General features: G+C 68.4%; 22 protein-coding genes. 13 read left to right on the top strand and 9 right to left on the bottom strand.

Annotated features, from left to right (window positions below; genetic code table 11):
• The first annotated feature begins 219 nt into the window (after positions 1-219).
• Both BLV15_RS19990 and BLV15_RS19985 read left to right on the top strand, forming a co-directional pair.
• Positions 220-1611, top strand: coding sequence for an aspartate aminotransferase family protein (locus BLV15_RS19990; RefSeq protein ID WP_090231512.1), 1392 nt, complete (start codon positions 220-222; stop codon positions 1609-1611).
• 111 nt (positions 1612-1722) lie between these two features.
• Positions 1723-3114, top strand: coding sequence for a glutamine synthetase family protein (locus tag BLV15_RS19985; protein ID WP_090231478.1), 1392 nt, complete (start codon positions 1723-1725; stop codon positions 3112-3114).
• A gap of 100 nt (positions 3115-3214) precedes the next feature.
• Here the strand turns inward: BLV15_RS19985 and BLV15_RS19980 are convergent, their stop codons facing one another.
• Positions 3215-3820, bottom strand: coding sequence for an HD domain-containing protein (locus BLV15_RS19980; RefSeq protein WP_090231477.1), 606 nt, complete (start codon positions 3818-3820; stop codon positions 3215-3217).
• Positions 3821-4013: 193 nt separating this feature from the next.
• Here BLV15_RS19980 and BLV15_RS19975 point away from each other — a divergent pair, with 193 nt between their 5' ends.
• Positions 4014-4709: a Crp/Fnr family transcriptional regulator gene (locus tag BLV15_RS19975; RefSeq protein ID WP_217632906.1), complete on the top strand. Its 696-nt coding sequence runs from the start codon at positions 4014-4016 to the stop codon at positions 4707-4709.
• Here the strand turns inward: BLV15_RS19975 and BLV15_RS19970 are convergent.
• Complete coding sequence (locus tag BLV15_RS19970) at positions 4706-5398, bottom strand: RES family NAD+ phosphorylase (protein ID WP_090231476.1); 693 nt, start codon at positions 5396-5398, stop codon at positions 4706-4708. The genes BLV15_RS19975 and BLV15_RS19970 overlap by 4 nt on opposite strands.
• The gene (locus BLV15_RS19965) at positions 5398-5808 is read right to left on the bottom strand and encodes an antitoxin Xre/MbcA/ParS toxin-binding domain-containing protein (RefSeq protein WP_090231475.1); all 411 of its coding nucleotides are present in this window, start codon (positions 5806-5808) and stop codon (positions 5398-5400) included. The genes BLV15_RS19970 and BLV15_RS19965 overlap by 1 nt, the downstream gene beginning before the upstream one ends.
• 164 nt (positions 5809-5972) lie before the next feature.
• On the opposite strand from BLV15_RS19965, the gene BLV15_RS19960 reads away from it, so the two are divergent.
• Both BLV15_RS19960 and ybaL read left to right on the top strand, forming a co-directional pair.
• Positions 5973-6458, top strand: coding sequence for an acyl-CoA thioesterase (locus tag BLV15_RS19960; protein ID WP_090231474.1), 486 nt, complete (start codon positions 5973-5975; stop codon positions 6456-6458).
• A gap of 154 nt (positions 6459-6612) precedes the next feature.
• Positions 6613-8283, top strand: a complete 1671-nt coding sequence (gene ybaL / locus BLV15_RS19955; protein WP_090231473.1) for a YbaL family putative K(+) efflux transporter — start codon at positions 6613-6615, stop codon at positions 8281-8283.
• A 45-nt stretch (positions 8284-8328) separates the two neighbouring features.
• On the opposite strand, the gene BLV15_RS19950 is transcribed toward ybaL, so the two are convergent.
• From BLV15_RS19950 to BLV15_RS19940, 3 genes are all read right to left on the bottom strand, one after another.
• A complete protein-coding gene (locus BLV15_RS19950; protein ID WP_090231472.1) occupies positions 8329-10395 on the bottom strand; it encodes a TonB-dependent copper receptor in 2067 nt (688 codons plus the stop codon).
• 82 nt (positions 10396-10477) lie between these two features.
• Positions 10478-10879 (bottom strand): DUF2946 domain-containing protein, encoded by a 402-nt coding sequence (locus tag BLV15_RS19945; protein WP_245728241.1) that lies wholly within the window; start codon positions 10877-10879, stop codon positions 10478-10480.
• A gap of 50 nt (positions 10880-10929) precedes the next feature.
• A complete protein-coding gene (locus BLV15_RS19940; RefSeq protein ID WP_090231470.1) occupies positions 10930-11874 on the bottom strand; it encodes a LysR family transcriptional regulator in 945 nt (314 codons plus the stop codon).
• Between the two features lie 168 nt (positions 11875-12042).
• Between BLV15_RS19940 and BLV15_RS19935 the strand changes: the two genes are divergently transcribed.
• From BLV15_RS19935 to BLV15_RS19925, 3 genes are all read left to right on the top strand, one after another.
• Entirely contained in the window at positions 12043-13236 is a 1194-nt protein-coding gene (locus tag BLV15_RS19935; protein WP_090231469.1) for a CaiB/BaiF CoA transferase family protein, read from the top strand.
• 110 nt (positions 13237-13346) lie between these two features.
• Positions 13347-14270 carry a hydroxymethylglutaryl-CoA lyase gene (locus tag BLV15_RS19930; protein ID WP_090231468.1) on the top strand — a complete coding sequence of 308 codons (924 nt, stop codon included), beginning with the start codon at positions 13347-13349 and terminating at the stop codon, positions 14268-14270.
• 101 nt (positions 14271-14371) lie between these two features.
• Positions 14372-14824 carry a DUF3301 domain-containing protein gene (locus BLV15_RS19925; RefSeq protein WP_090231467.1) on the top strand — a complete coding sequence of 151 codons (453 nt, stop codon included), beginning with the start codon at positions 14372-14374 and terminating at the stop codon, positions 14822-14824.
• Between the two features lie 4 nt (positions 14825-14828).
• Here the strand turns inward: BLV15_RS19925 and BLV15_RS19920 are convergent, their stop codons facing one another.
• Positions 14829-15713 carry an alpha/beta fold hydrolase gene (locus BLV15_RS19920; RefSeq protein WP_090231466.1) on the bottom strand — a complete coding sequence of 295 codons (885 nt, stop codon included), beginning with the start codon at positions 15711-15713 and terminating at the stop codon, positions 14829-14831.
• Between the two features lie 132 nt (positions 15714-15845).
• Between BLV15_RS19920 and BLV15_RS19915 the strand changes: the two genes are divergently transcribed.
• From BLV15_RS19915 to BLV15_RS19905, 3 genes are all read left to right on the top strand, one after another.
• Positions 15846-17624 carry an ATP-binding protein gene (locus tag BLV15_RS19915; RefSeq protein ID WP_090231465.1) on the top strand — a complete coding sequence of 593 codons (1779 nt, stop codon included), beginning with the start codon at positions 15846-15848 and terminating at the stop codon, positions 17622-17624.
• Complete coding sequence (locus tag BLV15_RS19910) at positions 17609-18946, top strand: sigma-54-dependent transcriptional regulator (protein WP_090231464.1); 1338 nt, start codon at positions 17609-17611, stop codon at positions 18944-18946. The genes BLV15_RS19915 and BLV15_RS19910 overlap by 16 nt, the downstream gene beginning before the upstream one ends.
• 232 nt (positions 18947-19178) lie before the next feature.
• Positions 19179-20489 carry an MFS transporter gene (locus BLV15_RS19905; protein ID WP_090231463.1) on the top strand — a complete coding sequence of 437 codons (1311 nt, stop codon included), beginning with the start codon at positions 19179-19181 and terminating at the stop codon, positions 20487-20489.
• Between the two features lie 207 nt (positions 20490-20696).
• On the opposite strand, the gene BLV15_RS19900 is transcribed toward BLV15_RS19905, so the two are convergent.
• On the bottom strand, positions 20697-21683 hold the full coding sequence (locus tag BLV15_RS19900) for a CobW family GTP-binding protein (RefSeq protein WP_090231462.1): 987 nt from the start codon (positions 21681-21683) through the stop codon (positions 20697-20699).
• 100 nt (positions 21684-21783) lie between these two features.
• Between BLV15_RS19900 and BLV15_RS19895 the strand changes: the two genes are divergently transcribed.
• Positions 21784-22143, top strand: coding sequence for an NADH:ubiquinone oxidoreductase (locus BLV15_RS19895; protein ID WP_090231461.1), 360 nt, complete (start codon positions 21784-21786; stop codon positions 22141-22143).
• Between the two features lie 9 nt (positions 22144-22152).
• On the opposite strand, the gene zigA is transcribed toward BLV15_RS19895, so the two are convergent.
• A complete protein-coding gene (zigA, locus tag BLV15_RS19890) occupies positions 22153-23355 on the bottom strand; it encodes a zinc metallochaperone GTPase ZigA (protein ID WP_090231460.1) in 1203 nt (400 codons plus the stop codon).
• A gap of 117 nt (positions 23356-23472) precedes the next feature.
• On the opposite strand from zigA, the gene BLV15_RS19885 reads away from it, so the two are divergent.
• Complete coding sequence (locus BLV15_RS19885) at positions 23473-23865, top strand: glutamine synthetase (RefSeq protein ID WP_090231459.1); 393 nt, start codon at positions 23473-23475, stop codon at positions 23863-23865.
• Positions 23866-23942 lie beyond the last annotated feature (77 nt).

Raw genomic sequence — 23942 nt, 5'->3', positions numbered from 1 at the left:
TGGCCGCCGCCTGGAACAGCGGGCGAGCGGAAGCGCAGATTACCATCCGCATGGCGCGTCGCTGACGGACGGCAATATGGCGAAACAATGCACCCGCCCGGCCGTCGCCGGGTTGGCACGAACGGCGCTTTCAGCACGCTGCCGGGCGTTTTCGCGCGCTATTGACAGCCTGCGGGCTCAGCCCCGAGGATGTGCGAAAAATCGAACGAGGTGTTCAACATGACAGCCAGTGGCGTCGCAGAACAGGCCGTACAGATTCTGACCGCACGCGAGCGGCAACGCTTCCTCGAACGCAACCCGCGTTCGCTGGCACTGGCCGAGCGCGCCCGCCATTCGCTGTTCGGCGGCGTGCCGATGCACTGGATGAGCGACTGGTCGACACCCTCCGCGCTGTTCGTCGAGCGCGCCCAGGGCGCCCGCTTCTATGACATCGACGGCCATGAGTACGTCGACTTCTGCCTCGGCGACACCGGCGCCATGTTCGGCCATTCGCCGGCACCGATCGCCCGCGCCATCGCCGAACAGGCCGGCAACGGCCTCACCACCATGCTGCCCGGCGAGGACGCGGTGATCTGCGGCGAACTGCTCGCCCAGCGTTTCGGCCTGCCCTACTGGCAGGTGGCGACCACCGCCACCGACGCCAACCGCTTCGTCCTGCGCTGGGTGCGCGCGATCACCGGACGCAAGGTGATCCTGGTGTTCGACGGCTGCTACCACGGCACCGTCGACGAGGCCATGGTGCGCCAGCGCGACGGCCACACCGTGCACCGCGCGGGCCTGATCGGCCAGGCGCGCAACCTGGTGCAGCACAGCCGCGTGGTGCCGTTCAACGACCTCGCCGCACTGGAGGCCGCTCTGGCGCAGAACGACATCGCCGCGGTGCTCTGCGAGCCGGCGATGACCAACATCGGCATGGTCCTGCCGGAGCCCGGCTTCATGCAGCGCGTGCGCGAGCTGACCCGCAAGTACGGCAGCTTGCTGGTGATCGACGAGACCCACACCATTTCCACCGGGCCCGGCGGCTGCACCCGCGCCTGGAACCTCGAGCCGGACTTCATCACCCTCGGCAAGCCGATCGCTGGCGGCGTGCCCTGCTCGGTGTACGGCTGCACGGCCGAGATGGCCCAGGACATGCGCCTGGCCCAGCAGCACGCCAGCGAGATGGTCCACGGCCACGGCCACAGCGGCATCGGCACCACGCTGTCGGCCAACGCCCTGGCCATGCACTGCATGCGCGCCAACCTTGAACAGGTGATGACCGAGAGCGCCTACGCGCACATGCTGGCGCTGGCCGAACGCCTGGCCGACGGCTTCCGCGCGCTGATCGGCCGTCACCAGCTGGCCTGGTCGGTCAGCCAACTGGGTGCGCGCTGCGAGTTCCAGTTCTGCGCGCAGCCGCCGAAGACCGGCGCGCAGGCCGAAGCGGCGTTCCACGACAGCCTGCAGATGGCCCTGCACCTCTACCTGATCAACCGCGGCGTGCTGATCACTCCGTTCCACAACATGACGCTGTGCTGCCCGGACACCACCGCGGCGGATGTCGATCGGCTGCTCGCCACCCTCGACGAGGGACTGAGCGAGCTGCTGGCGATTCCCGGCGCGCGGCTTTAACCCTCTCCCATTCACGGGAGAAAGCTGGGGAGAGGGCCCATGTCGCGTCCTCCGCCCCGCTCCCCCGGCCCCTCTCCCGTAAACGCTAGAGGGGAGAAAAAGGACCTCACCATGCAATTCGCCGATATCCAGGAAGCTCATGACTTCCTCGCCGCCAACCCCGAGGTGCGCAGCATCGAGTTGTTCCTCATCGATGCCAACGGCGTGCCGCGCGGCAAGCTGCTGCACCGCGAGGAACTGCTCGCCGTGTTCGAGTCCGGCCGGCCGCTGCCGAGCACCATCCTCGGGCTGACCATCAACGGCGAGGATGTCGACGAGACCGGGCTGGTCTGGGACGTCGGCGATGCCGACTGCTGGACCTTCCCACTGCCCGGCAGCCTGTGCCTGCAGCCCTGGCGCGAGCGCCCGACCGGGCAGTTGCAGGTGAGCATGCATCCGACCCTGGGCCTGCCGGCGACCCCGGCCGATCCGCGCCATCTCCTGGCGCGGGTGATCAACGGCCTCAAGGGCGACGGTTACCACCCGGTGATGGCGGTGGAACTGGAGTTCTACCTGCTCGACCGCGAACGCGCCGCCGACGGCCGCCCGTTGCCGGCGCGGCAGATGAACGGCACGCGACCGCAGGCCACCCAGGTCTACGGCATCTACGAACTGGAACAGCTGCAACCCTTCCTCGACGATCTCTACGACGCCTGCGAGGCGCAGGGCCTGCCGGCGCGCACGGCGATTTCGGAGTACGCGCCCGGCCAGGTGGAAATCACCCTGGAGCACCGCTTCGACGCGTTGCAGGCCATCGACGAAGGCATCCGCTACAAGCGCCTGGTCAAGGGCGTCGCCAACCGCCACGGGCTGCAGGCCTGCTTCATGGCCAAGCCGTTCGCCGACCTCGCCGGCACCGGCATGCACATGCACGTCAGCCTCGCCGACGCCGAGGGCAACAACCTCTACGCCAGCGATCTTTCCGACCTTGAGGGCGACGGAGCCGCCGGTGCCGGTACGCTGCTGCGCCACTCGATCGCCGGGATGATGGCGACGCTGCTGGACTCGCTGGCGCTGTTCTGCCCCAACGCCAACTCGTTCCGCCGCTTCCAGGCCAACAGCTACGCGCCGCTGGCGAAGAGCTGGGGCATCAACAACCGCACCGTGTCGTTCCGCGTGCCGGGCGGGCCGGCGAAGAGCCGCCACATCGAGCACCGCATCTGCGGCGCCGACGCCAACCCCTACCTGGCCGCCGCGGCGATCCTCGCCGGCATCCACCACGGCATCCGCCTGCAACTCGATCCGGGCGCGCCCATCGAAGGCAACGGCTACGCCCAGGCCACGGAATTCCTGCCCACCGACTGGCTCACCGCGCTGCGCGCGCTGGAACACTCGAGCTGGGCACGCGAAGCGCTGGGCGAGGAGTTCCTCAAGGTGTTCCTGGCGATCAAGCAGGCCGAATACCGCCAGTTCATGGGCGAGGTCGGCGAGCAGGACTGGCGCTGGTACCTGACCCAGGCCTGAGCCGTCGCAACCCGTCAGGATCTGGCGGGCTGAAGTCCGCCCCCCAGGAACGCGGTTCACTCAGGGTAAACGCGCGATCTGGACGTCCCGTTGAACGCTCTCAGGCCGGCTGCTGCGCCGGCATCTCCGCCGGCTCCAGCGCCTTGCCGTAGATGCTGTTGCGCGGCTTGGCCAGCACGCGGCGCAGCATCGGCTCGAACTCGCTCAGCGGCAGGTTGGCGTAAGCCGGGTCGAACGCCGGGCTGTCGTACAGCTCGCAGAACTCGGCGGTGCGCTCGTAGTGCGGGCTGTCGGCGTACTGCTCGCGCAGGTCGCGGTCCAGGCCCAGGTGATGGAAGAAGTAGTAGCCCTGGAAAATCCCGTGGTGCTGGACCATCCAGTGATCGGCCTCGCTGACGAAGGGCTTGAGGATCGCCGCGGCGACGTCAGGGTGGTTGAAGGTCGCCAGCGTATCGCCGATGTCGTGCAGCAACGCGCAGACTACGTATTCCTCGTCGCGTCCGTCGCGCAGCGCCCGCGTGGCGGTCTGCAGCGAGTGGGCGTAACGGTCGATCGGAAAGCCGCCGTAGTCGCCCTCGAGCAGGCGCAGGTGGGCGATGACGCGGTCGGGAAGCCCCTTGGCGAAGCCGACGAATTCGGCGCCGATCAGCTGCCAGTCATCGCGGGTACTGTTCTGGAACGAGGTGAAACCGGCACGGGCACTCATGGCGCTCTCCTTGTTATGGATCGCCGGCGTGGGCCGCTGGCGTCATCGCAGCCTAGAGAAAGCGCGGCCGGCGAACTGCAAGGTTTCTTGCAATTGGCCAGGCTGGCTGGCCACGGTCGCTCCGCCATTCGGCGCCTTGCGGCTCCCGGCGAGTCGGGTCACAGTGCCCCGACAACTCCAAGGAAGCACGCGAATGCCCTTCGCTGACGATCTCCTTGCCGCGCGAATGCTCGGCAACCCGTGGTTCGCCGCGCTGCCCGCCGACATCCGCGACGAGCTGCTCGCCGCCGGCAAGCCGAAGCGCCTGAACGGTGGCGAATTCGTGTTCCGCCAGGGCGACGCCGGCAGCACCTTCTACGGCCTGGTGGCGGGCACGCTGAAGGTCTCGACGCTGCGGGCCGACGGCAAGGAAGCGATCCTCGGCCTGCTGGAGCCGGGCAACTGGTTCGGCGAGGCCTCGGCGCTGGATGGCCTGCCGCGTATCCACGACATCACCGCGCAGGGCAACGCCGAACTGCTCTGCATCGAACCGGCGGCGTTCGCCGCGCTGATGCGCCACGGCCGCTTCGCCCGTGCCATCGCGGTGCTGCAGGCCGCCCATACGCGACTCGCCTTCAAGCTGCTGGAGGACGCCATGCTGCGTTCGACGCGCGCGCGCATCGTGCGCCGCCTGGAACAGCTCGCCCACGGCGACGCCACCATGTCCGACAGTGGCCGCGCGGTGGTGCAGGTGACCCAGGACGCCCTGGCGATGATGCTCGGCATCACCCGGCAGACGCTGGCGCTGGAGTTGAAGACGCTGGTCGCGGCGGGCGCCATCGCCCTGGGCTATGGCCAGGTGCACATCCTCTCGCTGCCGCTTTTGCGCGCACTGGAAGACGACGCCTAGCGGCGCAGCTGCGCCAGGCTCAGGCGCACCAGCAGTTTCCCCGGCTCGCGCTCGACCTCGACGCTGCCGGCCGCCGCGTCGATGCGGTAGGTCAGGTCGTAGAGCTGCACCGGCGAGGACAGCGGATCGGCGCGGAACGCCGCCAGGCAGTCGCCGCGCCAGCGGGCCGACGGGTAGAGCAGACCGGGCAGGCCTTCGTGGGACAGGCGCTTGCCGATCGACTGCGGGTAGCCGTAGTCGTCGCCGAGCAGGTCGGGGAATTCCCCGGTCTTGCCGCGCAAGTCGACGAACAGGCCGCTCGCCTGCACCCGCCAGACCTTGCGGTAGCGGGTCACCGGACCGTCCACGCCCTCGATGTCGCGCAGCATCTGGATCTGGTGGTAGCAGGTCTCGGCCAGCGCGGTGTCCTCGTCCAGTGCGCCGTACCAGACGCGGATGCTGCCGTCGCCGTAGCGGCTGGCGACGATGCCGTCGGCCTCGAACGGATAGCCGATGGCCTCGCTGTAGGCCAGGCCGCGCTCGATCACGCCGGGGCCGACGCGGCGCACGCGCATCTCCGCGGCGTTGGCCAGTTCCTGCGCGCGCGCATCGTCGACCAGGTCGTCGAACAGGTTGGCGGAGACCCGCAACGAAGCGATGTTGCGGTAGGTCGCGGCGGAGAAATCGCAGGTGCTGTCGAGCAAGGCCATCAGCGACCCCGCTGGAAATCGACCAGCCGGGCGATCCGCGCCACCCCGAGCAGGCCGTCGCGGATCATGACTTCCAGCGGCGTGGCGCCTTCGAGCACGCGGTTGCGCCGGTGCACCCAGGAAAAGCGCAGCGCCTCGTCCTCGGGAAACAGCAGGCGCAGCCCCTTGTGGATGCCGAGCAGGTAGCCGACGCGGTCCAGAGTGTCGCGGCTGTTGGGCAGGGCCAGTTCGCCGGCACGGTACTTCGGCAGCTGCTTGCGGCTCTTCGGGCTCATGCCGAGCAGTTGCATCTGCAGGTCGGTATCCAGGCGCCAGCGCTCGAAGAGCGCCGCGACGATCCGCGCCAGATCGCGGCGGCTTTCTTCCGAGGCGAATTCGGACGAATCGGAACGCAGGGCGGACATGACCATGGAAGGCACTCATATAGTAGATACATCTACATTATTGGGCGATATTTCTACAAATGCAAATCAGCGCGGCGGTAATCCCGCCGCCGAGGCAGAAGCCAGGCGACGCCAGGATTGCGCCTCGGCTATGGTTGCGCGAAACCAGCCACGAACAGACGAGGGATGCCATGGAAGCCGGAACCACTCAATTGACGATGACGGTGCTGATGACGCCGGACATGGCCAACTTTTCCGGCAACGTGCACGGCGGCACCCTGCTCAAGTACCTCGACGAAGTCGCCTACGCCTGCGCCAGCCGCTATGCCGGTCGCTACGTGGTGACGCTGTCGGTGGACCAGGTGATCTTCCGCGAGCCAGTGCACGTCGGCGAACTGGTGACCTTCCTCGCCTCGGTCAACTACACCGGGCGCACCTCGATGGAAGTCGGCGTGAAGGTGGTCACCGAGAACATCCGCGAGCGCTCGGTGCGGCATACCAACAGCAGCTTCTTCACCATGGTCGCAATGGACCAGGACGGCAAACCGTCGCCGGTGCCGCCGCTGCAGCCGGAAACCTACGACGAGAAACGGCGTTTCGCCCAGGCCCAGCAGCGCCGCCAGATCCGCCAGGAACTGGAGCAGCGCTACCAGGGGCTCAAGGACAGCTACGAGTAAGATTCCGTTGCAAAATCAAGGACAAACCGGCGCCAACCAAGGTCCTTGAGCGGTTACTCTGAGGAGTGGAAGGCGCGCTTCGCGCATCCGCCCCGCTTCGCCCGCGGCCGCTCTGCAACGCGCGGCGGCCAGGTCCCGTGCCAAGGAGAGCCGCATGCCCCATCAAACCCCGCTGATCGCCACCCTCGCCGCCGGGCTGGTGCTGGCGTTCATCCTGGGCGGCCTGGCCAACCGCCTGCGCATCTCGCCGCTGGTGGGCTACCTGCTGGCCGGCGTGGTCGCCGGCCCGTTCACCCCCGGATTCGTCGCCGACCAGGCGCTGTCGCTGGAGATTTCCGAACTCGGTGTGATCCTGCTGATGTTCGGCGTCGGCCTGCACTTCTCGCTGAAGGACCTGATGTCGGTGAAGGGCATCGCGATTCCCGGCGCGCTGGTGCAGGTCGTCGTCGCCACCCTGCTCGGCATGGGCCTGGCCTGGGCGCTGGGCTGGACGCTCGGCGCCGGGCTGGTGTTCGGCCTGGCGCTGTCGGTGGCGAGTACCGTGGTGCTGCTGCGCGCACTCGAGGAGCGCCAGTTGCTCGACACCCAGCGCGGGCGCATCGCCATCGGCTGGCTGATCGTCGAGGACCTGCTGATGGTGCTGGTGCTGGTGTTGCTGCCGGCGGTATCCGGGCTGCTCGGCGGCAAGCAGGCGAATGCCGACGTCAGCCTGCCCATGGAGCTGCTGCTGACCCTCGGCAAGGTCGCCACCTTCATCGTGCTGATGCTGGTGGGCGGTCGCCGCTTCGTGCCCTGGCTGCTGGGCAAGGTGGCCAGCACGGGCTCGCGCGAGCTGTTCACCCTCGCCGTGCTGAGCATCGCCATGGGCATCGCCTTCGGTTCGGCGGTGCTGTTCGACGTGTCCTTCGCTCTCGGCGCGTTCTTCGCCGGGATGGTCCTCAACGAATCGGAACTCAGCCACGACGCGGCGGAGAAGACCCTTCCGCTGCGCGACGCCTTCGCCGTGCTGTTCTTCGTCTCGGTCGGCATGCTCTTCGACCCGCGCATCCTGATCGCCGAACCGCTGCCGGTGCTGGCGACCTTCCTGGTCATCGTCCTCGGCAAGTCGATCGGCGCGCTGCTGATCGTCCGTGCCTTCGGCCATCCGCTGTCCACGGCACTGACCATCGCCGCCAGCCTGGCGCAGATCGGCGAGTTCAGTTTCATCCTGATCGCCCTCGGCATCGGCCTGGAGCTGTTGCCGGCCCAGGGTCGCGACCTGCTGCTGGCCGGCGCGATCCTGTCGATCCTGGTCAACCCGCTGCTGTTCATCGCCATCACCCGCCTCAAACCCTGGCTCGACCGGCGCGAACCCGGCCCGGCACCGGCGCCGGCGGAGGTCGACGCGCCGCCGCCGATCGACGAGCGCGACCACGCCATCCTCATCGGCCACGGCCGCGTCGGCCGGCTGATCAGCGCGCGCCTGCGCGAAACCGGCACGCCGCTGGTGGTGATCGAGGATGACCTGGGCGGCATCGACGGCCTGCGCGAAGCGGGCATCAGCGCGGTGCTTGGCAACGCGGTGAAATCGGGCGTGCTGGAGCAGGCCAACATCGGCTCGGCGCGCTGGCTGCTGGTGGCGATACCCAATGGGTTCGAGGCGGCGAAGATCGTCCAGCACGCGCGCGAGCTGTGCCCGCAGCTGTGCATCATCGCCCGCGCGCATTTCGACGCCGAGGTGGAACACCTCGAACAGAGCGGCGCGGATCTCGTGGTGATGGGCGAGCGGGAAATCGCCCGCAGCATGTTCGAGCGGCTGGAAGAGCGTCGGGTAGCGGCGGTTTGATCGGAACGCAGGGCGGGTCGCGGCCCACCCTGCGAACGCCTGCGGTCAGAAGCTGAAGTTCACCTTGGTCCACAGCGTGCGTCCCGGCTCCTGCACCGGCTGCGGATCGTCGGCGGCGTAGCCGAAGCCGGCATTGCCGGCCAGGTTGAGGTGTTCGGCGTAGGCCTTGTCGAACAGGTTGTCGACCCCGGCGCTGAGCTTGACCTGCTCGCTCAGCCGATAGCTGCCGTTGAGCGAGAAGACGCCGAAGCCGCTGCTGTCGCCGTAATCCTTGCCGACCACGTTGCCCTTGTCCTGCGCCACCCGGCCCTGCTCGGCGACCAGCCGCCAGAGGGCGCCGACGCTCCAGTCGTCACGCTCGTAGGTCAGCCCGAGGCGGGATTCCAGCGGCGGCATCTGCGGCAGCGCCTCCCCGTCCGAACTGTTCTTGCCCCAGGAATAGGCCAGCGTCGCATCGGCCTTCCAGTGCTCGCTCAGGTGATAGGCCGCACCCAGCTCGCCGCCCATGATCCGCGCATCGACGTTGCGCGCCTGCGAGCTGCTGCCCATCATCCCGCCGTTGCGGTACTCGAAGAGGATGTAGTCGCGGACCTGGCCGGCATAGGCCGAGGCCCACGCCTGCAGGTGCTCGCCGGCGTACTGCGCGCCGATGTCGAGCTGGGTGGTCTTTTCCGGACGGACGCCGTCGAAGGCGTTCGCCGAGCCGGCCGGGCCGGCATCCGGCGAGTACAGCTCCCAGTAGTCGGGGAAACGCTGCACGTGGCCCACGCCGGCATACAGCGTCGTCGGCGAGTCGGCGAGGTCCTGCTCGAAGCGCAGGAAGCCGCTCGGCAGGCTGTCGCTGCGCGTGTCGCCGGCGGTGGGGTTGGCCACCGCGCCCATGCCCGAACCGAGGCTGGAGCGGTAGTCGCGGGCCGAGGCGCGGTCCAGGCGCGCACCGCCGATCAGCCGGCGACGTTCGGCGGCGTACCAGGTCAATTCGCTGAACAGGCCGGCGTTACGCATGGTCGCGTCGTGGCTCCAGGGCTGGTCGTCGTAGGTGTCGATGCCCGAGGCGCTGCGCTCGCGGTGTTCGCTGACCTGGGCATCGGCCCCGCCGATCAGTTGCCAGTCGACCCAGCGCCAGGTAGCGGAGACGCGCCCGCCGAGGGTGCGGCGGTCGACATCGGCCGCCATCGGCCCGGCCATCATGCCGGTCCCCGAGGGCGTGCGCAGGCTGTAGTTGTCCATCACGTGGTCGGCGTAGTTGTAGTACACCCGCGCCTCCAGCTCCTGCAGCACCTCGCCGATGTTGGACTTCTTCAGGCGCAGGGCCAGGCTTTCGCGCTTGAACTGCGCACCGTCCATGCCACGCCCGGCGTAGCGCGCCTCGCCGTCGCCGGCACCAGCGCTGAGCTCGACCAGGGTGTCGGCGTCCGGCGTCCAGCCGAGGGCGACATCGCCGTTCCACTTGTCCCATTTCGACGGCACGTGGTGGCCGTTGCCGTCGCGGTAGTCGTCGGCGCGGGCCTGGTTGCCGACGACCCGCAGATAGCCCTGCGAGCCGCCCACGGCGCCGTCGACGACCTTGTCGAAGCGCCCGTTGGAGCCCACTAGAACGCTGCCATCGAGGCGCGCGCCGAGTTCGCCGAAGCGCTCCGGATCGCGCTCGAAAAGCACCGTGCCGGCCGAGGCGCCGGGACCGTAGAGCACGCTCTGCGGGCCCTTGATCACGGTCAGGCTGTCGAAGGTTTCCGGCGAAATGTAGGACGTCGGCGCGTCCATCCGGTTGGGGCAGGCGCCGATCATCTGGCCGCCGTTGGTGAGGATGTTCAGCCGCGAGCCGAACATCCCGCGCAGCACCGGATCGCCGTTGCTGCCACCGGCGCGGATCACCGAGAAGCCGGGGATGGTCTTCAGGTAATCGGCGCCGTCGCTGGCCGGCACCGGCTGGCGTGGCTGTTTCGGGTCGGTGACGACGGTCAGCGGGGATTGCGGCGCAACCGCCGTGACCACCTGGGTTTCCAGTTCGAGCGGGCTCGATTCGTCAGGCGCAGACAACGCGAAAGGCGCGTTCAGCAGCAGCGGGCTGGCGACGAAAACCAGGCGCGCGCGGGTACGTAATGTGGACATGTGCTTTCCATGATCGGGAGACGGATGCCGCTGCGCCGCGCGCGCGCAGGCGCGCCGAGAGGTCAGCGGGTCGGGGGGACGATCAGGAAAACAGCGGTGGCGCGCGGCTGCGTGCGCCGGGGAACACCGCTGAAGCGGCGTGGCCGTCGACGATCCGTGGGGTTGCCAGCGGGGTGATGAACAGACCTGCCGGCGGCAGATCGAAGGGCGCCGCGACCAGGGCCGGGCAACTGAACAACAGGGTGCAGTAGCCGCACTGGGCCCACAGCGCATCGTCGGCGCCGGTGCTGGCGGGATGGGCGTCGGCGTGCGCCATGCCCGGCATGTCGTGCATGCCCGGCATCGCGGCCATGTCCATCGACGCCTGCATCCCCGGCATGGCGTGGTGCGCCATACCCTGCGACAGCAACGGACCGGCGAACACCAGCAGCATGGCGAAGAGGCCAAGCCAGGCTGCGTGTCGTGTGGGGCCGCGTCGGTGCAAGGAGGATTACCGGCAGGTCTGCGAAGTCGGAGCGCATCCTACCGGCTTTTTCAGCGAGCGGATTGCCCCCGGTCATCCGCTGATGCCGCGGCGCGGGAAGAGCCGGGCGCGTCCGCGAGCAGGTGTTCGAGCATCTGCCGCGCGGTGACCGACAGGCGCTCCAGGCTGCGCACGCCGACCTTCAGTTCGCGCCTGGCCCAGGGGTCGGTGAGCGGAATCACCGCCACGTCGAGCGCCGGCAGCAGGTCGCGCACCGCGGCTTCGGGCAGCACGCCGACGCCCATGCCGGTCTGGATCATCCGGCTGATCGCCTCGAAGCTGCGCACCTGGATACGCATCCGCAGAGGCCGGCCGAGCTGGTGCGCGGTGCGCTGCAACAGACCGTGCAGCGAGGAATCCTGTTGCAGGCCGATGAAGTCGTAGCCGATGGCGTCGCGCAGGGCGACATCGCGGAGCCCGGCCAGCGGGTGATCGCGCGGGGTGACCAGCGCGAGCTGGTCGTGGCGGTAGCTGAAGACCTGCAGCTCGTCGGCCTGCACGTGCCCGGCGAAGATGCCGATGTCGGCCAGGCCCTCGCGCACCGCGCGTACGGTTTCGCTGCTGACCCGCTCCTCGAGGTCGATCTTCACCTCCGGGTGCGCGCGTGCGAAGCGGCTCAAATCCTCGGGAAGGAATTCGATCACCGCCGAGGTGTTGGCATGGATGCGTACGTGGCCCTTCACGCCGAGGCTGAACTCGCTGAGGTCGGCGCTCATCTGCTGCAGGTCGTCGAGCAGGGTGTGCGCGTGATGCAGCAGCGCGTGGCCGGCCGGGGTCAGCTCGACGCCCTTCGGCTGGCGATACAGCAGGGCGCTGCCGAGCTGGTTCTCCAGGTCGCTGATGCGTTTGCTCACTGCGGCCAGGGCCAGGTGTTCGCGCTCGGCGGCGCGGGTCAGGCTGCGTTCGTCGGCGATACTGACGAAGAGCCTGAGGGTGACGAAATCGATACGGCGCATGGGGCTTCCTGTGTTCGCGATTGGCGAAACGCATGCCGGGAAACCGGCCTGTAGAAGGCATTCGGCTTTACGCCTTCGCGAAGCACGAAGGATAGCTTGGCGATTCGTTGATTGTCCGCCGCCGCGGGCTGTTCCATGCTCACCGCCATACAGAACGAGGGGACGGACATGATGCAGAGCAACCTGCCACTTCAGGGCCTCAGGGTGGTGGAGATGGGCCAGCTGATCGCCGGCCCCTTCGCCAGCAAGATGCTCGGCGAATTCGGCGCCGACGTGGTGAAGATCGAGCCGCCGGGCATCGGCGACCCGCTGCGCAAATGGCGCAAGCTCAAGGACGGTACCTCGCTCTGGTGGCACGTTCAGTCGCGCAACAAGCGCTCGCTGAGCCTCGACCTGAAAGCCGCCGAAGGCCAGGAGATCGCCCGCCGGCTGATCGCCGAGGCCGACGTGCTGGTGGAGAACTTCCGTCCCGGCACGCTGGAAGAATGGGGCCTGGGCTGGGACGCGCTGGCCGAGATCAACCCGCGGCTGATCATGCTGCGCATCTCCGGTTACGGGCAGACCGGCCCCTATCGCGATCGCCCCGGTTTCGGCGTGATCGGCGAGGCGATGGGCGGCCTGCGCCACCTCTCCGGCTACCCCGGCCAGGCGCCGGTGCGCGTTGGCGTCAGCATCGGCGACTCGCTGTCCTCGCTGTATGGCGTGATCGGCGTGCTGCTGGCGCTGCAGGAACGCCAGCGCAGCGGCCTCGGCCAGAACATCGACGTGGCTCTGTACGAGTCGGTGTTCGCCATGATGGAAAGCCTGGTGCCCGAGTACGACGCCTTCGGCTACGTCCGCGAGCCGGCCGGCAGCGCGCTGCCCGGCATCACGCCGTCGAACTCCTACCCGTGCAACGACGGCCGCTACGTGCTGATCGCCGGCAACGGTGACAGCATCTTCAAGCGCCTGATGACGTTGATCGGCCGCACCGATCTTGGCGACGACCCGCGCTACGCGCACAACGACGGGCGCAGCCAACACGCCGAGCTGATCGACAACGCCATCGCCGAGTGGACGCTGCAGCGCGGCCGCGACGAAGTGATCGCCGCGCTCAACGAGGTGCGCGTGCCGGCCGGCTTCCCCTACAGCGCCGCCGACATCGTCGCCGACCCGCACTATCTGGCGCGGCAGATGATCGCGCAGGTGCAGACCAGCGCCGGCCCGCTGAAAGTGCCCGGCGTGCTGCCCAAGCTCAGCCGCACGCCGGGCCGCATCGGCGGCGGCGGCCCGCAGCTCGGCGAGCACAGCGAGGACATCCTGGCAGGGCTCGGCCTCAGCGCGGAACAGGTCGCCGGCCTGCGTGAGCGCGGCATCATCTGAAGCCAGCCATCGCCGGTAGCCTGGGTTGAACGACGTGATACCCAGGAGATCCGTCCCGGGTGTCGCTGCGCTCGACCCGGGCCACATACCCGACCCAACAGGATTGCCCCATGACCCGTCTCTACATCCAGGAAGTCGCTACCCGCGACGGCTTCCAGATCGAAGCCGACTTCATCGCCACCGAGACCAAGATCGCCCTGATCGACGCGCTGTCGCGCTGCGGCCTGGCGAAGATCGAGGCGACCTCGTTCACCTCGCCCAGGGCGATCCCCAACCTGCGCGATGCCGAGGAGGTGATGCACGGCATCACCCGCGTGCCGGGCGTCGAGTACAGCGTACTGGTGCCCAACGTGAAGGGCGCCGAGCGCGCCCTGGCTTGCGGGGTGGACGAGATCAACCTGGTGATGTCGGCCAGCGACACCCACGGCCTGGCCAACCTGCGCATGACTCCGGAGCAGTCGTTGGCGCAGTTTGCCGAGATCATCCAGGTCACCCGCGGCAGCGGCGTGTTCATCAACGCTTCGCTGTCGACCACCTTCGGCTGTCCGTTCGAGGGCCAGATCGCGGAAGAACGGGTCTACCAGCTGATCGAGCGGCTGCTGGCGATCGGCGTGCAGGGCGTGACGCTGTGCGACACCACCGGCATGGCCAACCCGGCGCAGGTCGCGCGGATCTGCCGCGAAGCCCTGGCGCGCTGGCCGCAGGCCGGCTTCACCCTGCACGTGCACGACACCCGGGGCATGGGCCTGGCCAACGCGCTGGCGGCGTTCCAGGTCGGCATCCGCCGCTTCGATGCCTCCCTCGGCGGGCTCGGTGGCTGCCCCTACGCGCCGGGCGCCACCGGCAACGTCTGCACCGAGGACCTGGTGCACATGTTCGCGCAGATGGGCGAGGACACCGGGGTCGATCTCGACGCCCTGCTGGGCGTCGCCGCCGAGCTGCCGGCGATCGTCGGCCATGCCCTGCCCGGGCAGGTGCTGAAGGCCGGCAAGGCCGACCGCCGCTACCCGAAACCCCGCGCGCTGCAGGCCTGAAAAACGGCCTGACCGGGCCGCGAAAAAAGCCCGGATGCGCCCCGTTGAAAGTCGCCGGGGTTGGGGTAAGCTCCTGTCTCCGCCCCTCGACTGGACCCTCCATGCTGACCCTCGGCAATCTGTTCCTGCTGCTGTTACTGGCTGGCGCCGGCGCCTGGCTCTGGCATGGCCACGGCGTGCGCGAGCGCGCGTTGCTCCTGGCGCGCCAGCATTGCGCGAAGGTGCAGGTGGAACTGCTCGATGAGAACGTCGCTTTCCGCCGTTTCGGCCTGGTCGCCGACAGCCGCGGGCGCAAGCGCTTCGCGCGGGTCTACGCCTTCGAGTTCACCGTCACCGGCGAGCAGCGCCATGCCGGCACCCTGGTGATGTTCGGCAATCACCTCGGCCGTATCGAGCTGGAAGCGCACCCGCTGCCGGCCGCCGCCGAGCCGATGCCCGCACCGGTGGTGGAAGTCGCCGCCAGCGTCATCCTGGAAAGCGTGCCGAACGAACCGCCGGCGCCGCGGCGCACCGATAACGTGGTCCGCCTCGACCAGTGGAAGCGCAAGAGCTAGCGGATCAGAACGACTGCTCCAGCAGGAAGCCGCGCACCAGCACGGCGGTATGCTCGGGATGCTCCTGCATGAAGCAATGTCCACCGTCGACGGTCTGCTCGCTCAGCGACGGGCTCGCCGCGCACCAGCGCGCCACCGAGGGCGCGATGAAGGCGTAGCTGTCGCGACCGTGGATCACCCGGGTCGGCGTGCGCACCTGGCGCAGCGTCGGCCACAGGCGCTGCGGGGACGAGGAGAACACCTCGGCCTCGCGGCTCGGCCGGCATTTCAGCTCCACGCCGCCGTCCGCCGCCGGACGCAGCGCGTGCTCGATGTGCGCATCCAGCGCCTCCTCGCACCAGCCCTTGAAGATCCCGCGGCCCTCGAAATTGGCGCGCACCGCCGGGCGGTCCGGCCAGTGGTTGCGCCGCGCCGCGGCCCGGCGCGCCATCTGGTGCCGGCCGTATTGTCCGAACAGCGCGGCGAAGCGCATCGCCATCAGCATGCGCGGGCTGAACAGCACCGGGTCGAGCAGCACCGCGCGCTGGAACAGGTCCGGCCGCTCGGCCAGGATCAGGCCGGTGAGCACGCCGCCGAAGCTGTGCCCGAGGGCCAGCCGGGGCACCTCGCCGAACGCCCCGCGGCCGGACTCGAAGCACTGCACCGCGAGTTCGGCGCTGCGGTTCCAGCCGACGAAGGTGCCGCCATGGTCGCTTTCGCCGTGGCCCTGGAAATCGCCCAGCCACAGGTCGAAATCGTCGCTCAGCCGGCGCAGCAAGGGTTCGTAGGTGCGAGAGCAGAAACCGTTGCCGTGGAGGAAATGCAGCAGCGGTTTGCCGGACGGCTCGCTGTGCCAGCCGCGCAGGGTGAATCCCTCGGCGACGGGTAAAGACCAGGGATGCAAGTGCATGAGGGCGCAATAGTTGTTATTCGAGAAACGCAGTGTATCCAGTCGCCGTGGACAAGGGCAGAGCGTGGCGACGGCTCGTGATAAGGTCGGGCCTGCCTCGATTGTCCCCTCCCCGGCTCGCCGGGCCACACCATGAGTTCACCCGTGCCACCCCGTTCCCTGCGCCTCATCGTGATGATCCTGCTGCTCGCCGCCGGCCTGCTGCTGGCGATGCATTTCGCCGGGCGCCAGGCCGAACGCCAGGCCCTGCGCGAGCAGAGCGTGCAGGCGCGCGAACAGCTCAGCCTGATCGGCGGCAACCTGCAGACGCTGATCGAGCGCTACCGCTCGCTGCCGGCGGTGCTGGCGCTCGACCCGGAGCTGAAGACGGCCCTGCGCGGCCCGGTGGACGGCGCGCTGCGCGAGCGGCTCAACCTCAAGCTGGAGGCCATCAACGGCGCCGCGCGCTCGTCGACCCTCGAACTGATGGACCGCGACGGTCTGGCCGTCGCCGCCAGCAACTGGCGCCTGCCGACCAGCTATGTCGGCCACAACTACGGCTACCGGCCGTACTTCTTCGACACCCGCCGGCAAGGCAGCGGGCGCTTCTACGCGGTGGGCGTGGTCAGCGGGATTCCCGGCTACTTCATGTCCCAGGCGATCCGCGACGACGACGGCAGCTTCCTCGGCGCGATCGTGGTCAAGCTGGAGTTTCCCGATCTGGAGGCCGACTGGAGCGCGCGCCCGGACCTGATCCTCGCCAGCGACGCCAAGGACGTGGTGTTCCTCGCCAACCGCGCGGCCTGGCGCTATCGCGAGCTGCGCCCGCTCGGCGAGGCCGAGCGCGCCGAACTCGCGGCCACCCGGCAGTACGACAAGCAACCGCTGCAGCCGCTTCGCTACGGCGAGCTGCGCACCCTGGGCGAGGACAGCCACCTGCGGCGCGTGGCCGGCCCCGACGGCGCCGAGGACCTGCTCTGGGAATCGATGGCGCTGCCCAACGAGGGTTGGACGCTGCACCTGCTCAGCGCGCCGCAGAGCGGCAACGCCGCCCGCGATGCGAGCCTGGCCGCCGGTGGCGTCTGGCTGGCGCTGGTCTTCCTCGGCCTGTTCCTGCACCAGCGCTGGCGCCTGGCGCGCCTGCGCCAGCGCAGCCGGGCGGAGCTGGAACGCCTGGTGGAACAGCGTACCGCCGACCTGCGCACCGCCCAGGACGGCCTGGTGCAGGCGGCCAAGCTGGCGGCGCTGGGGCAGATGTCCGCCGCGCTGGCACACGAGATCAACCAGCCACTGACCGCCCTGCGCATGCAGCTGGCCAGCCTGCGCCTGCTCTTCGACCAGGGCCAGCTGGAGCAGGCGCGCGCCGCCCTCGCCCGCCACGACGAACTGCTGCAGCGCATGAGCGCACTGACCAGCCACCTGAAGACCTACGCGCGCCGGAGCCCCGGCGGCAACCGCGAGCGCCTGGAGCTGGGCGGCGTGCTGGACAAGGCGCTGCAACTGCTGGCGCCGAACTTGCGCCAGGCGCAAGTGCGCATCGAGCAGCGCGTGCAGCGCCCGGCCTGGTTGAGCGGCGACGCGATCCGCCTCGAGCAAGTGCTGGTCAACCTGCTCAGCAACGCACTGGACGCGGTCACCGGCAAGGTCGAGCCGCGCATCCGCCTGAGCCTGCAACGCGACGGCGAGGACTGGCTGCTGGAAGTCGCCGACAATGGCGGCGGCATCGCCGAGGAACACCTGAGCAAGGTCTTCGACGCCTTCTTCACCACTAAACCGGCTGGCGCCGGGCTGGGCATCGGCCTGGCCGTATCCGCCGCCATCGTCGGCGAACTCGGCGGCCACCTGAGCGCCGCCAACCTGGACGACGGCGCGCTGTTCAGCCTGCGCCTGCCGATCCACACCCCGGAGGAAACAGCATGCGCGGACCGGTGATCCTGGTCGACGACGAGGCGGTGATCCGCCAGGCGGTCGGTGAGTGGCTGCAGCTGTCCGGCTACGCCGTGACCCTGTTCGACAACGCCCGGGACTGCCTGGCGAGCCTGGACGCGGACTTCGCCGGCGTGCTGATCAGCGACCTGCGCATGCCCGGCATGGACGGCATGGCGCTGCTGCAAGCGGTGCGCGCGATGGACGCCGAGCTGCCGCTGATCATGGTCACCGGCCACGGCGACGTGCCCCAGGCGGTGGAAGCGATGCGCCTGGGCGCCTACGACTTCATCGAGAAACCGGTGGACCCCGAACGCCTGCTGGAAACCCTCGGACGGGCGCTGGAGAAGCGCCGCCTGGTGCAGGAAAACCGCCGACTGCGTGCCCAGGTCGAGCACGGCGACGTGCTCGAGTCGCGCCTGCTCGGCGTTTCCCCGGCGATCCGCACGCTGCGCCGGCAGCTGCTGGCGCTGGCGCAGACGCCGGTCAACGTGCTGCTGCGCGGCGAGACCGGCAGCGGCAAGGAGATGGTCGCGCGTTGCCTGCACGACTTCGGCCCGCGCGCGAAAAAGCCCTTCGTCGCCCTCAACTGCGCGGCGATTCCCGAGCACCTGTTCGAGACCGAGCTGTTCGGCCACGAAAGCGGCGCCTTCACCGGCGCCCAGGGCAAGCGCGTCGGCAAGCTGGAGCACGCCGACGGCGGCACGCTGTTCCTCGACGAGATCGAGAGCATGCCGCTGGCGCAGCAGGTCAAGCTGCTGCGCGTACTGCAGGAACAGCGCCTGGAGCGGCTCGGCTCGAACCAGAGCATCGCCATCGACCTGCGGGTGATCGCCGCGACCAAGCCCGACCTGCGCGAGGAAGTGCGCGCCGGGCGCTTCCGCGAGGACCTGTTCTACCGCCTCAACGTCGCCGAATTGCACTTGCCGGCGCTGCGCGAGCGGCGCGAGGACGTCGCCCTGCTGTTCGCCCATTTCGCCCGCGAGGCCGCCAGCCGGCTCGGTCGCGAGGCCACCGCGCCGACGCCGCTGCACCTGGCGCAACTGCTCAGCCACGACTGGCCGGGCAACGTGCGCGAACTGGCCAACGCCGCCGAACGCCATGTGCTCGGCCTCGACGAAAGCCCGCTGCCGGCAACCGCCGGCGAGCCTTCGCTGGCCGAGCTGATGGAGGCCTACGAGGCGCAGTGCCTGCGCCTGGCGCTGGCGCGCAGCGGGGGCGAGATCAAGACGGCGATGAACCTGCTGCAACTGCCGCGGCGCACGCTCAACGAGAAGATGCAGCGCCACGGCCTGGCCCGCGGCGAATTCCTGCGTGACGAGGAATGAGATGATCGGCCCGCCGTAGGGTGCGCCGTGCGCACCGAGAGCCCCTCAAACAGGCGGATTTCCGCTTATCCAGCCGCAGCAGTCGGCAGAATTCCGCGCATCGACTCCCCTAAAAACCCTCGCAACCCCTCTGATACGGGCCTTCCAGCCGCTGGCACAGCATCTGCTATGGACAACCGGCACTCGCGCGGCCGAGGCGGCGCCCAAAAACAACAACATCAGAGGAATAACGATGGATAGCTCCAGCACGCTGTCTGCTTCCAACGCAGAACCCCGCAGCACCTCGCAACGCATCAAATCGATTTTCAGCGGCTCGGTGGGCAACCTGGTCGAGTGGTACGACTGGTACGTCTACGCCGCCTTCTCGCTGTACTTCGCCAAATCCTTCTTCCCCCAGGGTGACCAGACCGCGCAGTTGCTGAACACCGCGGCGATCTTCGCCGTCGGCTTCATCATGCGTCCCATCGGCGGTTGGCTGATGGGCATCTACGCCGACCGCAAGGGCCGCAAGGCCGCGCTGCTGGCCTCGGTGCTGCTGATGTGCTTCGGCTCGCTGATGATCGCGCTGACCCCGAGCTACGAAACCATCGGCGTCGCCGCGCCGGTGCTGCTGGTGATCGCGCGCCTGCTGCAGGGCCTCTCGGTCGGCGGCGAGTACGGCACCTCGGCGACCTACCTGAGCGAGACGGCGACCAAGGAAAGCCGTGGCTTCTTCTCCAGCTTCCAGTACGTCACGCTGATCTCCGGCCAGCTCATCGCCCTGGCGGTGCTGATTGTCCTGCAGCAGACGCTGACCCTTGAGCAGCTGGAAAGCTGGGGCTGGCGCGTGCCGTTCCTGATCGGCGCGCTGTGCGCGGTGGTCGCCATGTTTCTGCGTCGCGGGATGGAAGAGACCGATTCCTTCACCAAGAAGAAGGACAAGCCGACCGAAAGCCTGATGCGCACGCTGATGCGTCATCCCAAGGCGGTGTTCACCGTGGTCGGCCTGACCATGGGCGGTACGCTGGCGTTCTACACCTACACCACCTACATGCAGAAATACCTGGTGAACACCGTCGGCATGAGCAAGACCGATTCGACGATGATCTCCGCCGCCACGCTGTTCCTGTTCATGCTGCTGCAGCCGCTGGTGGGCGCGCTCTCCGACAAGATCGGACGGCGCCCGATCCTGATCGCCTTCGGTGTGCTGGGCACGCTGTGCACGGTGCCGATCCTCACCACCCTGCACACCATCCAGACCTGGTGGGGCGCGTTCTTCCTGATCATGGCGGCGCTGATCATCGTCAGCGGCTACACCTCGATCAACGCCGTGGTGAAGGCCGAGCTCTTCCCCACCCAGATCCGCGCCCTCGGCGTCGGCCTGCCGTATGCGCTGACCGTGTCGATCTTCGGCGGCACCGCCGAGTACGTCGCGCTGTGGTTCAAGAGCATCGGCCTGGAAAGCGGCTTCTACTGGTACGTGACCGGCTGCATCGCCTGCTCGCTGCTGGTCTACGTGTTCATGAAGGACACCCGCACCCATTCGCAGATGGACAAGGATTGACTGAGCCGTACTGGCTCTGGCCGCGTTAACCCGTGGCCGTTTTATTCCCGACGACGGGCCCGCAAGGGCCCGTTTTCGTTCGTAGTGCCGTCGAATAAACCGTTCGCCCGCCCCGCATCCACCGCGCCGGGACCGATGGTGCGCATGCGCACCCTACAGGGCACCGATAAGGAGTGTGTTGTTTGTCCGGCCGCCGTAGGGAGGGCTTCAGCCCACCACCGCCGTGTCATCCGGCAAGCGACACGCCTCCAGCCCCGCCGACAGCGCCTCGACATCCTGCGCCTGGGTGAAGATCAGCTCGATCCGCGAATCGCGGCGCCATTCGCTGTCGCGCCAGTGCGGCGCCTCGCCGTCCAGCGCATTGCCCGACAGCCAGCCGGCGTCGCTCCGCAGCACCAGCTTGGCGCGTCGCCAGCGCAGCAGCGTCAGCCATTGCTGCAAGCGCGACAGCTCGAAACGCTGGCTTGGGTGCCAGCGCCAGCCGATGCTCCAGCCGTCCGCCTGCTCCTGCACCTGGCGGATCGCCTGAGCGGGATCGCGCCAGAGCGCCGCGGGTGGGGAGGCGCCATCCGGCAGCGCGGCGACCTCACCGCCGGTCTCGCCAGTGGCCGCGTGGCCGGGCAGATCGGCCAGCGCCAGGTCGCCATTCCGGGTCCAGTGCCAGGGCCGCGCGGGCAATCCGGCGAGCACCCTGGCGCACGTCGCCTCGTCAAGGTCCTCGGCCTTGTTCAGCAGCAGCAGACCCGCCTCGTCCAGCGCGCCGCGCTGGCTGTCCGGCAACGCCTGGCCCGCCGCCAGCGCCGCAGCATCGAGCACCATCACCAGCGGCTGTATCGCCAGCACGCCGACCCACGGCGGCTCGTTCAGTTGGCGAAGCAGCTCGGCGGGATGACCGAGCCCGGACGGCTCGATGAACAGCCGGTCGGGCCGTGCCTTGCGCAGCAGCCGGCCAAGGCCGACCTGGAACGGCGCGCCATTGACGCAGCACAGGCAGCCGCCGGCGACCTCGGCGAGGCTGACACCGTCGGCGTCGGTGCTGAGCAGCGCGGCGTCCAGGCCGATAAGGCCGAATTCGTTGATCAGCACCGCCCAGCGTTCGGCCGCCGGCTTCTGCGCCAGCAGCGCGCGGATCAGGCTGGTCTTGCCGGCGCCCAGCGGCCCGGCGATAAGGTAGGTCGGGATGTTCTTCAGCATCTGCGCATGGTGCGGTTTCGCTCGTCATCAGTGAAGCCCCGCGCGCTCAACGACGCCGATCCGCCGTGATAAAGTCGCCGGCCTTCCACGGGAGATGTCGATGCGCGTACTACTCTTGAGCCTGCTGCTTTTGCCTGGTCTGGCGTTCGCCGAGGCCTGCGTGGTGCACAGCCAGGACGAGCACGTCGAAGTGAAGATCTGCCAGCAGAATCGCAGCATCCCCAGCGGCCTGTTCCGCAGCGGCTACTGCGAGCCGCAACTCAAGGACCAGAAGGTCGACGTGAGTTTCGTCGAGCAGTGCCCGGGCGGCGCCTTCGGCGTGTGCAGCGGCGCGCGCACCTCCAACATGCCCTACCTCGAAGACATCCACTACTACGGCGTCGCCAGCGACGCGCGCTTCCTCAAGCCGGCCTGCGAGGGCCAGAGCCAGGGCCAGTGGATAACCCCGAAGGCGGACTGAGCGACACCGCTAGGCAGCCTCCGTCCAGGGCCCGAAGGGGTCGGGAAGCTGCAACCAGGCCTCGGCGCCGAGGGCCATTTCCGCATCGCTGAGCAGGCAAGCGTCGAGCTCGGCGGTGAGCCGGTCGAAGTCGATGTTCTGCCCGATGAACACCAGTTCCTGGCGGCAATCGCCGCTGTCCGCGCTCCAGTGGCGCATGATCGTGCGCACCCCTTCGTCGTCATCCGGCCACTGATTCTTCGGCACGAAGCGCCACCAGCGCCCGGCGTAGCCGTATCGCATCAGCCCGCCGGCCTGCGACCAGCTGCCGGCCTCCTGCGGCTTGCTGGCCAGCCAGAAGAAGCCCTTGGAGCGCAGCAGGCGGCCGTTGGTCCATTCGCGGTTGAGCAAGGCGAAGAACCGTTGCGGATGAAACGGCCGCCGCGCGCGGTAGGCGCCGGAGGCGATGCCGTATTCCTCGGTTTCGGGAATGTGCTCGCCGCGCATTTCCTTCAGCCAGCCGGGCGCCTGGGCAGCGCGCTCGAAGTCGAAGCGGCCGGTGTCGAGAATCTTCTCCAGCGACACCGCACCCATGCTCATTGGCAGGATCTCGGCATGGGTATTGAGCCGGCGCAGGATCGCCATCAGCTCCTCGCGCTCGGCCGAGGCGATCAGGTCGATCTTGCTGATCAGGATGACGTCGGCGAACTCCACCTGGTCGATCAGCAGGTCGGTGATCGAACGTTCGTCGTCCTCGCCCAGGCTTTCACCGCGGCTGGCGAGGCTGTCGGCGGCATGCAGATCGCGGAGGAAATTCACCCCGTCGACCACCGTGACCAGCGTGTCGAGGCGCGCCAGGTCGGCCAGGCTCTGCCCCTGCTCGTCGCGGAAGGTGAAGGTTTCCGCCACCGGCAACGGCTCGGCGATGCCGGTGGACTCGATCAGCAGGTAGTCGAAACGGCCTTCGCGGGCCAGCCGGCTGACTTCCTCCAGCAGGTCCTCGCGCAGCGTGCAGCAGATGCAGCCGTTGCTCATCTCGACGAGCTTTTCCTCGGCGCGGTTGAGGACGACGTCGCGCTGCACTTCGCTGCCGTCGATGTTTATCTCGCTCATGTCGTTGACGATCACCGCCACACGCAGGTTTTCGCGGTTTCTCAGCACATGGTTGAGCACGGTGCTCTTGCCGGCGCCGAGGAAGCCGGACAGCACGGTGACGGGAAGACGGTGGGTCATGCGGGTTACCTCATCGGGCATCACGTAGGTGTTTTTGCCGCCGCTTCCGGTTTCGCTCAGGGCGGCTCTTTTTGTTATATCATAACATTTGAAGAGAACTGGAGATTCACCGTGCCGATGAAATCGCTTTCGCCGATTCGCTGCAGTTTCGTCCTCGCCCTGCTCGCGTGCGGATCGGCACAGGCACGTCTGCTGTTGCCGCTGCCGAAGACGGATTGTCTGCGCAGCGCCAATCTGCTGGTCTGCGAAGACCGCCTGGGCAATGCCTATGCGGTGGCGAAAGTCGGCTCGGATACCTATCTGCGTGGCTACGACAGCCTGAGCGGCCGCCATTGGCGCCAGACCAGCAGCCGCTACGGCCGGCTGACCTTCTTCAGCGGCATCGCCAGCGATGGCGAGATCTGGATCGGCTCCAGTCGCCGGCTCGGCTGGAACGACGTCAGCCGGCTTTCCTCGTCGAGCGGCACCCGTGGCTCGGTAACCTGTAATCGCCTGGTCGGTTGCCAATAGGCTCTCGATGAGCCGAAAGCCTGCATCCATGCATGTTCCACATGGAACCCTTTGAAAAATCATGCGTTTTGCCCTCT

The organism is Pseudomonas kuykendallii, assembly GCF_900106975.1.
Classification (GTDB): Bacteria; Pseudomonadota; Gammaproteobacteria; order Pseudomonadales; family Pseudomonadaceae; genus Pseudomonas_O; species Pseudomonas_O kuykendallii.
Note: the sequence above shows the minus strand (reverse complement) of the source record. Positions and strands in the feature narration are given on the sequence as shown.

Bases quoted from the DNA above. Each gene is read 5' to 3' on its own strand.
- BLV15_RS19990 (WP_090231512.1), top strand. From the start codon at position 220: ATGACAGCCAGTGGCGTCGCAGAACAGGCCGTACAGATTCTGACCGCA.
- BLV15_RS19985 (WP_090231478.1), top strand. From the start codon at position 1,723: ATGCAATTCGCCGATATCCAGGAAGCTCATGACTTCCTCGCCGCCAAC.
- BLV15_RS19980 (WP_090231477.1), bottom strand. From the start codon at position 3,820: ATGAGTGCCCGTGCCGGTTTCACCTCGTTCCAGAACAGTACCCGCGAT.
- BLV15_RS19975 (WP_217632906.1), top strand. From the start codon at position 4,014: ATGCCCTTCGCTGACGATCTCCTTGCCGCGCGAATGCTCGGCAACCCG.
- BLV15_RS19970 (WP_090231476.1), bottom strand. From the start codon at position 5,398: ATGGCCTTGCTCGACAGCACCTGCGATTTCTCCGCCGCGACCTACCGC.
- BLV15_RS19965 (WP_090231475.1), bottom strand. From the start codon at position 5,808: ATGGTCATGTCCGCCCTGCGTTCCGATTCGTCCGAATTCGCCTCGGAA.
- BLV15_RS19960 (WP_090231474.1), top strand. From the start codon at position 5,973: ATGGAAGCCGGAACCACTCAATTGACGATGACGGTGCTGATGACGCCG.
- ybaL (WP_090231473.1), top strand. From the start codon at position 6,613: ATGCCCCATCAAACCCCGCTGATCGCCACCCTCGCCGCCGGGCTGGTG.
- BLV15_RS19950 (WP_090231472.1), bottom strand. From the start codon at position 10,395: ATGTCCACATTACGTACCCGCGCGCGCCTGGTTTTCGTCGCCAGCCCG.
- BLV15_RS19940 (WP_090231470.1), bottom strand. From the start codon at position 11,874: ATGCGCCGTATCGATTTCGTCACCCTCAGGCTCTTCGTCAGTATCGCC.
- BLV15_RS19935 (WP_090231469.1), top strand. From the start codon at position 12,043: ATGATGCAGAGCAACCTGCCACTTCAGGGCCTCAGGGTGGTGGAGATG.
- BLV15_RS19930 (WP_090231468.1), top strand. From the start codon at position 13,347: ATGACCCGTCTCTACATCCAGGAAGTCGCTACCCGCGACGGCTTCCAG.
- BLV15_RS19925 (WP_090231467.1), top strand. From the start codon at position 14,372: ATGCTGACCCTCGGCAATCTGTTCCTGCTGCTGTTACTGGCTGGCGCC.
- BLV15_RS19920 (WP_090231466.1), bottom strand. From the start codon at position 15,713: ATGCACTTGCATCCCTGGTCTTTACCCGTCGCCGAGGGATTCACCCTG.
- BLV15_RS19915 (WP_090231465.1), top strand. From the start codon at position 15,846: ATGAGTTCACCCGTGCCACCCCGTTCCCTGCGCCTCATCGTGATGATC.
- BLV15_RS19910 (WP_090231464.1), top strand. From the start codon at position 17,609: ATGCGCGGACCGGTGATCCTGGTCGACGACGAGGCGGTGATCCGCCAG.
- BLV15_RS19905 (WP_090231463.1), top strand. From the start codon at position 19,179: ATGGATAGCTCCAGCACGCTGTCTGCTTCCAACGCAGAACCCCGCAGC.
- BLV15_RS19900 (WP_090231462.1), bottom strand. From the start codon at position 21,683: ATGCTGAAGAACATCCCGACCTACCTTATCGCCGGGCCGCTGGGCGCC.
- BLV15_RS19895 (WP_090231461.1), top strand. From the start codon at position 21,784: ATGCGCGTACTACTCTTGAGCCTGCTGCTTTTGCCTGGTCTGGCGTTC.
- zigA (WP_090231460.1), bottom strand. From the start codon at position 23,355: ATGACCCACCGTCTTCCCGTCACCGTGCTGTCCGGCTTCCTCGGCGCC.
- BLV15_RS19885 (WP_090231459.1), top strand. From the start codon at position 23,473: ATGAAATCGCTTTCGCCGATTCGCTGCAGTTTCGTCCTCGCCCTGCTC.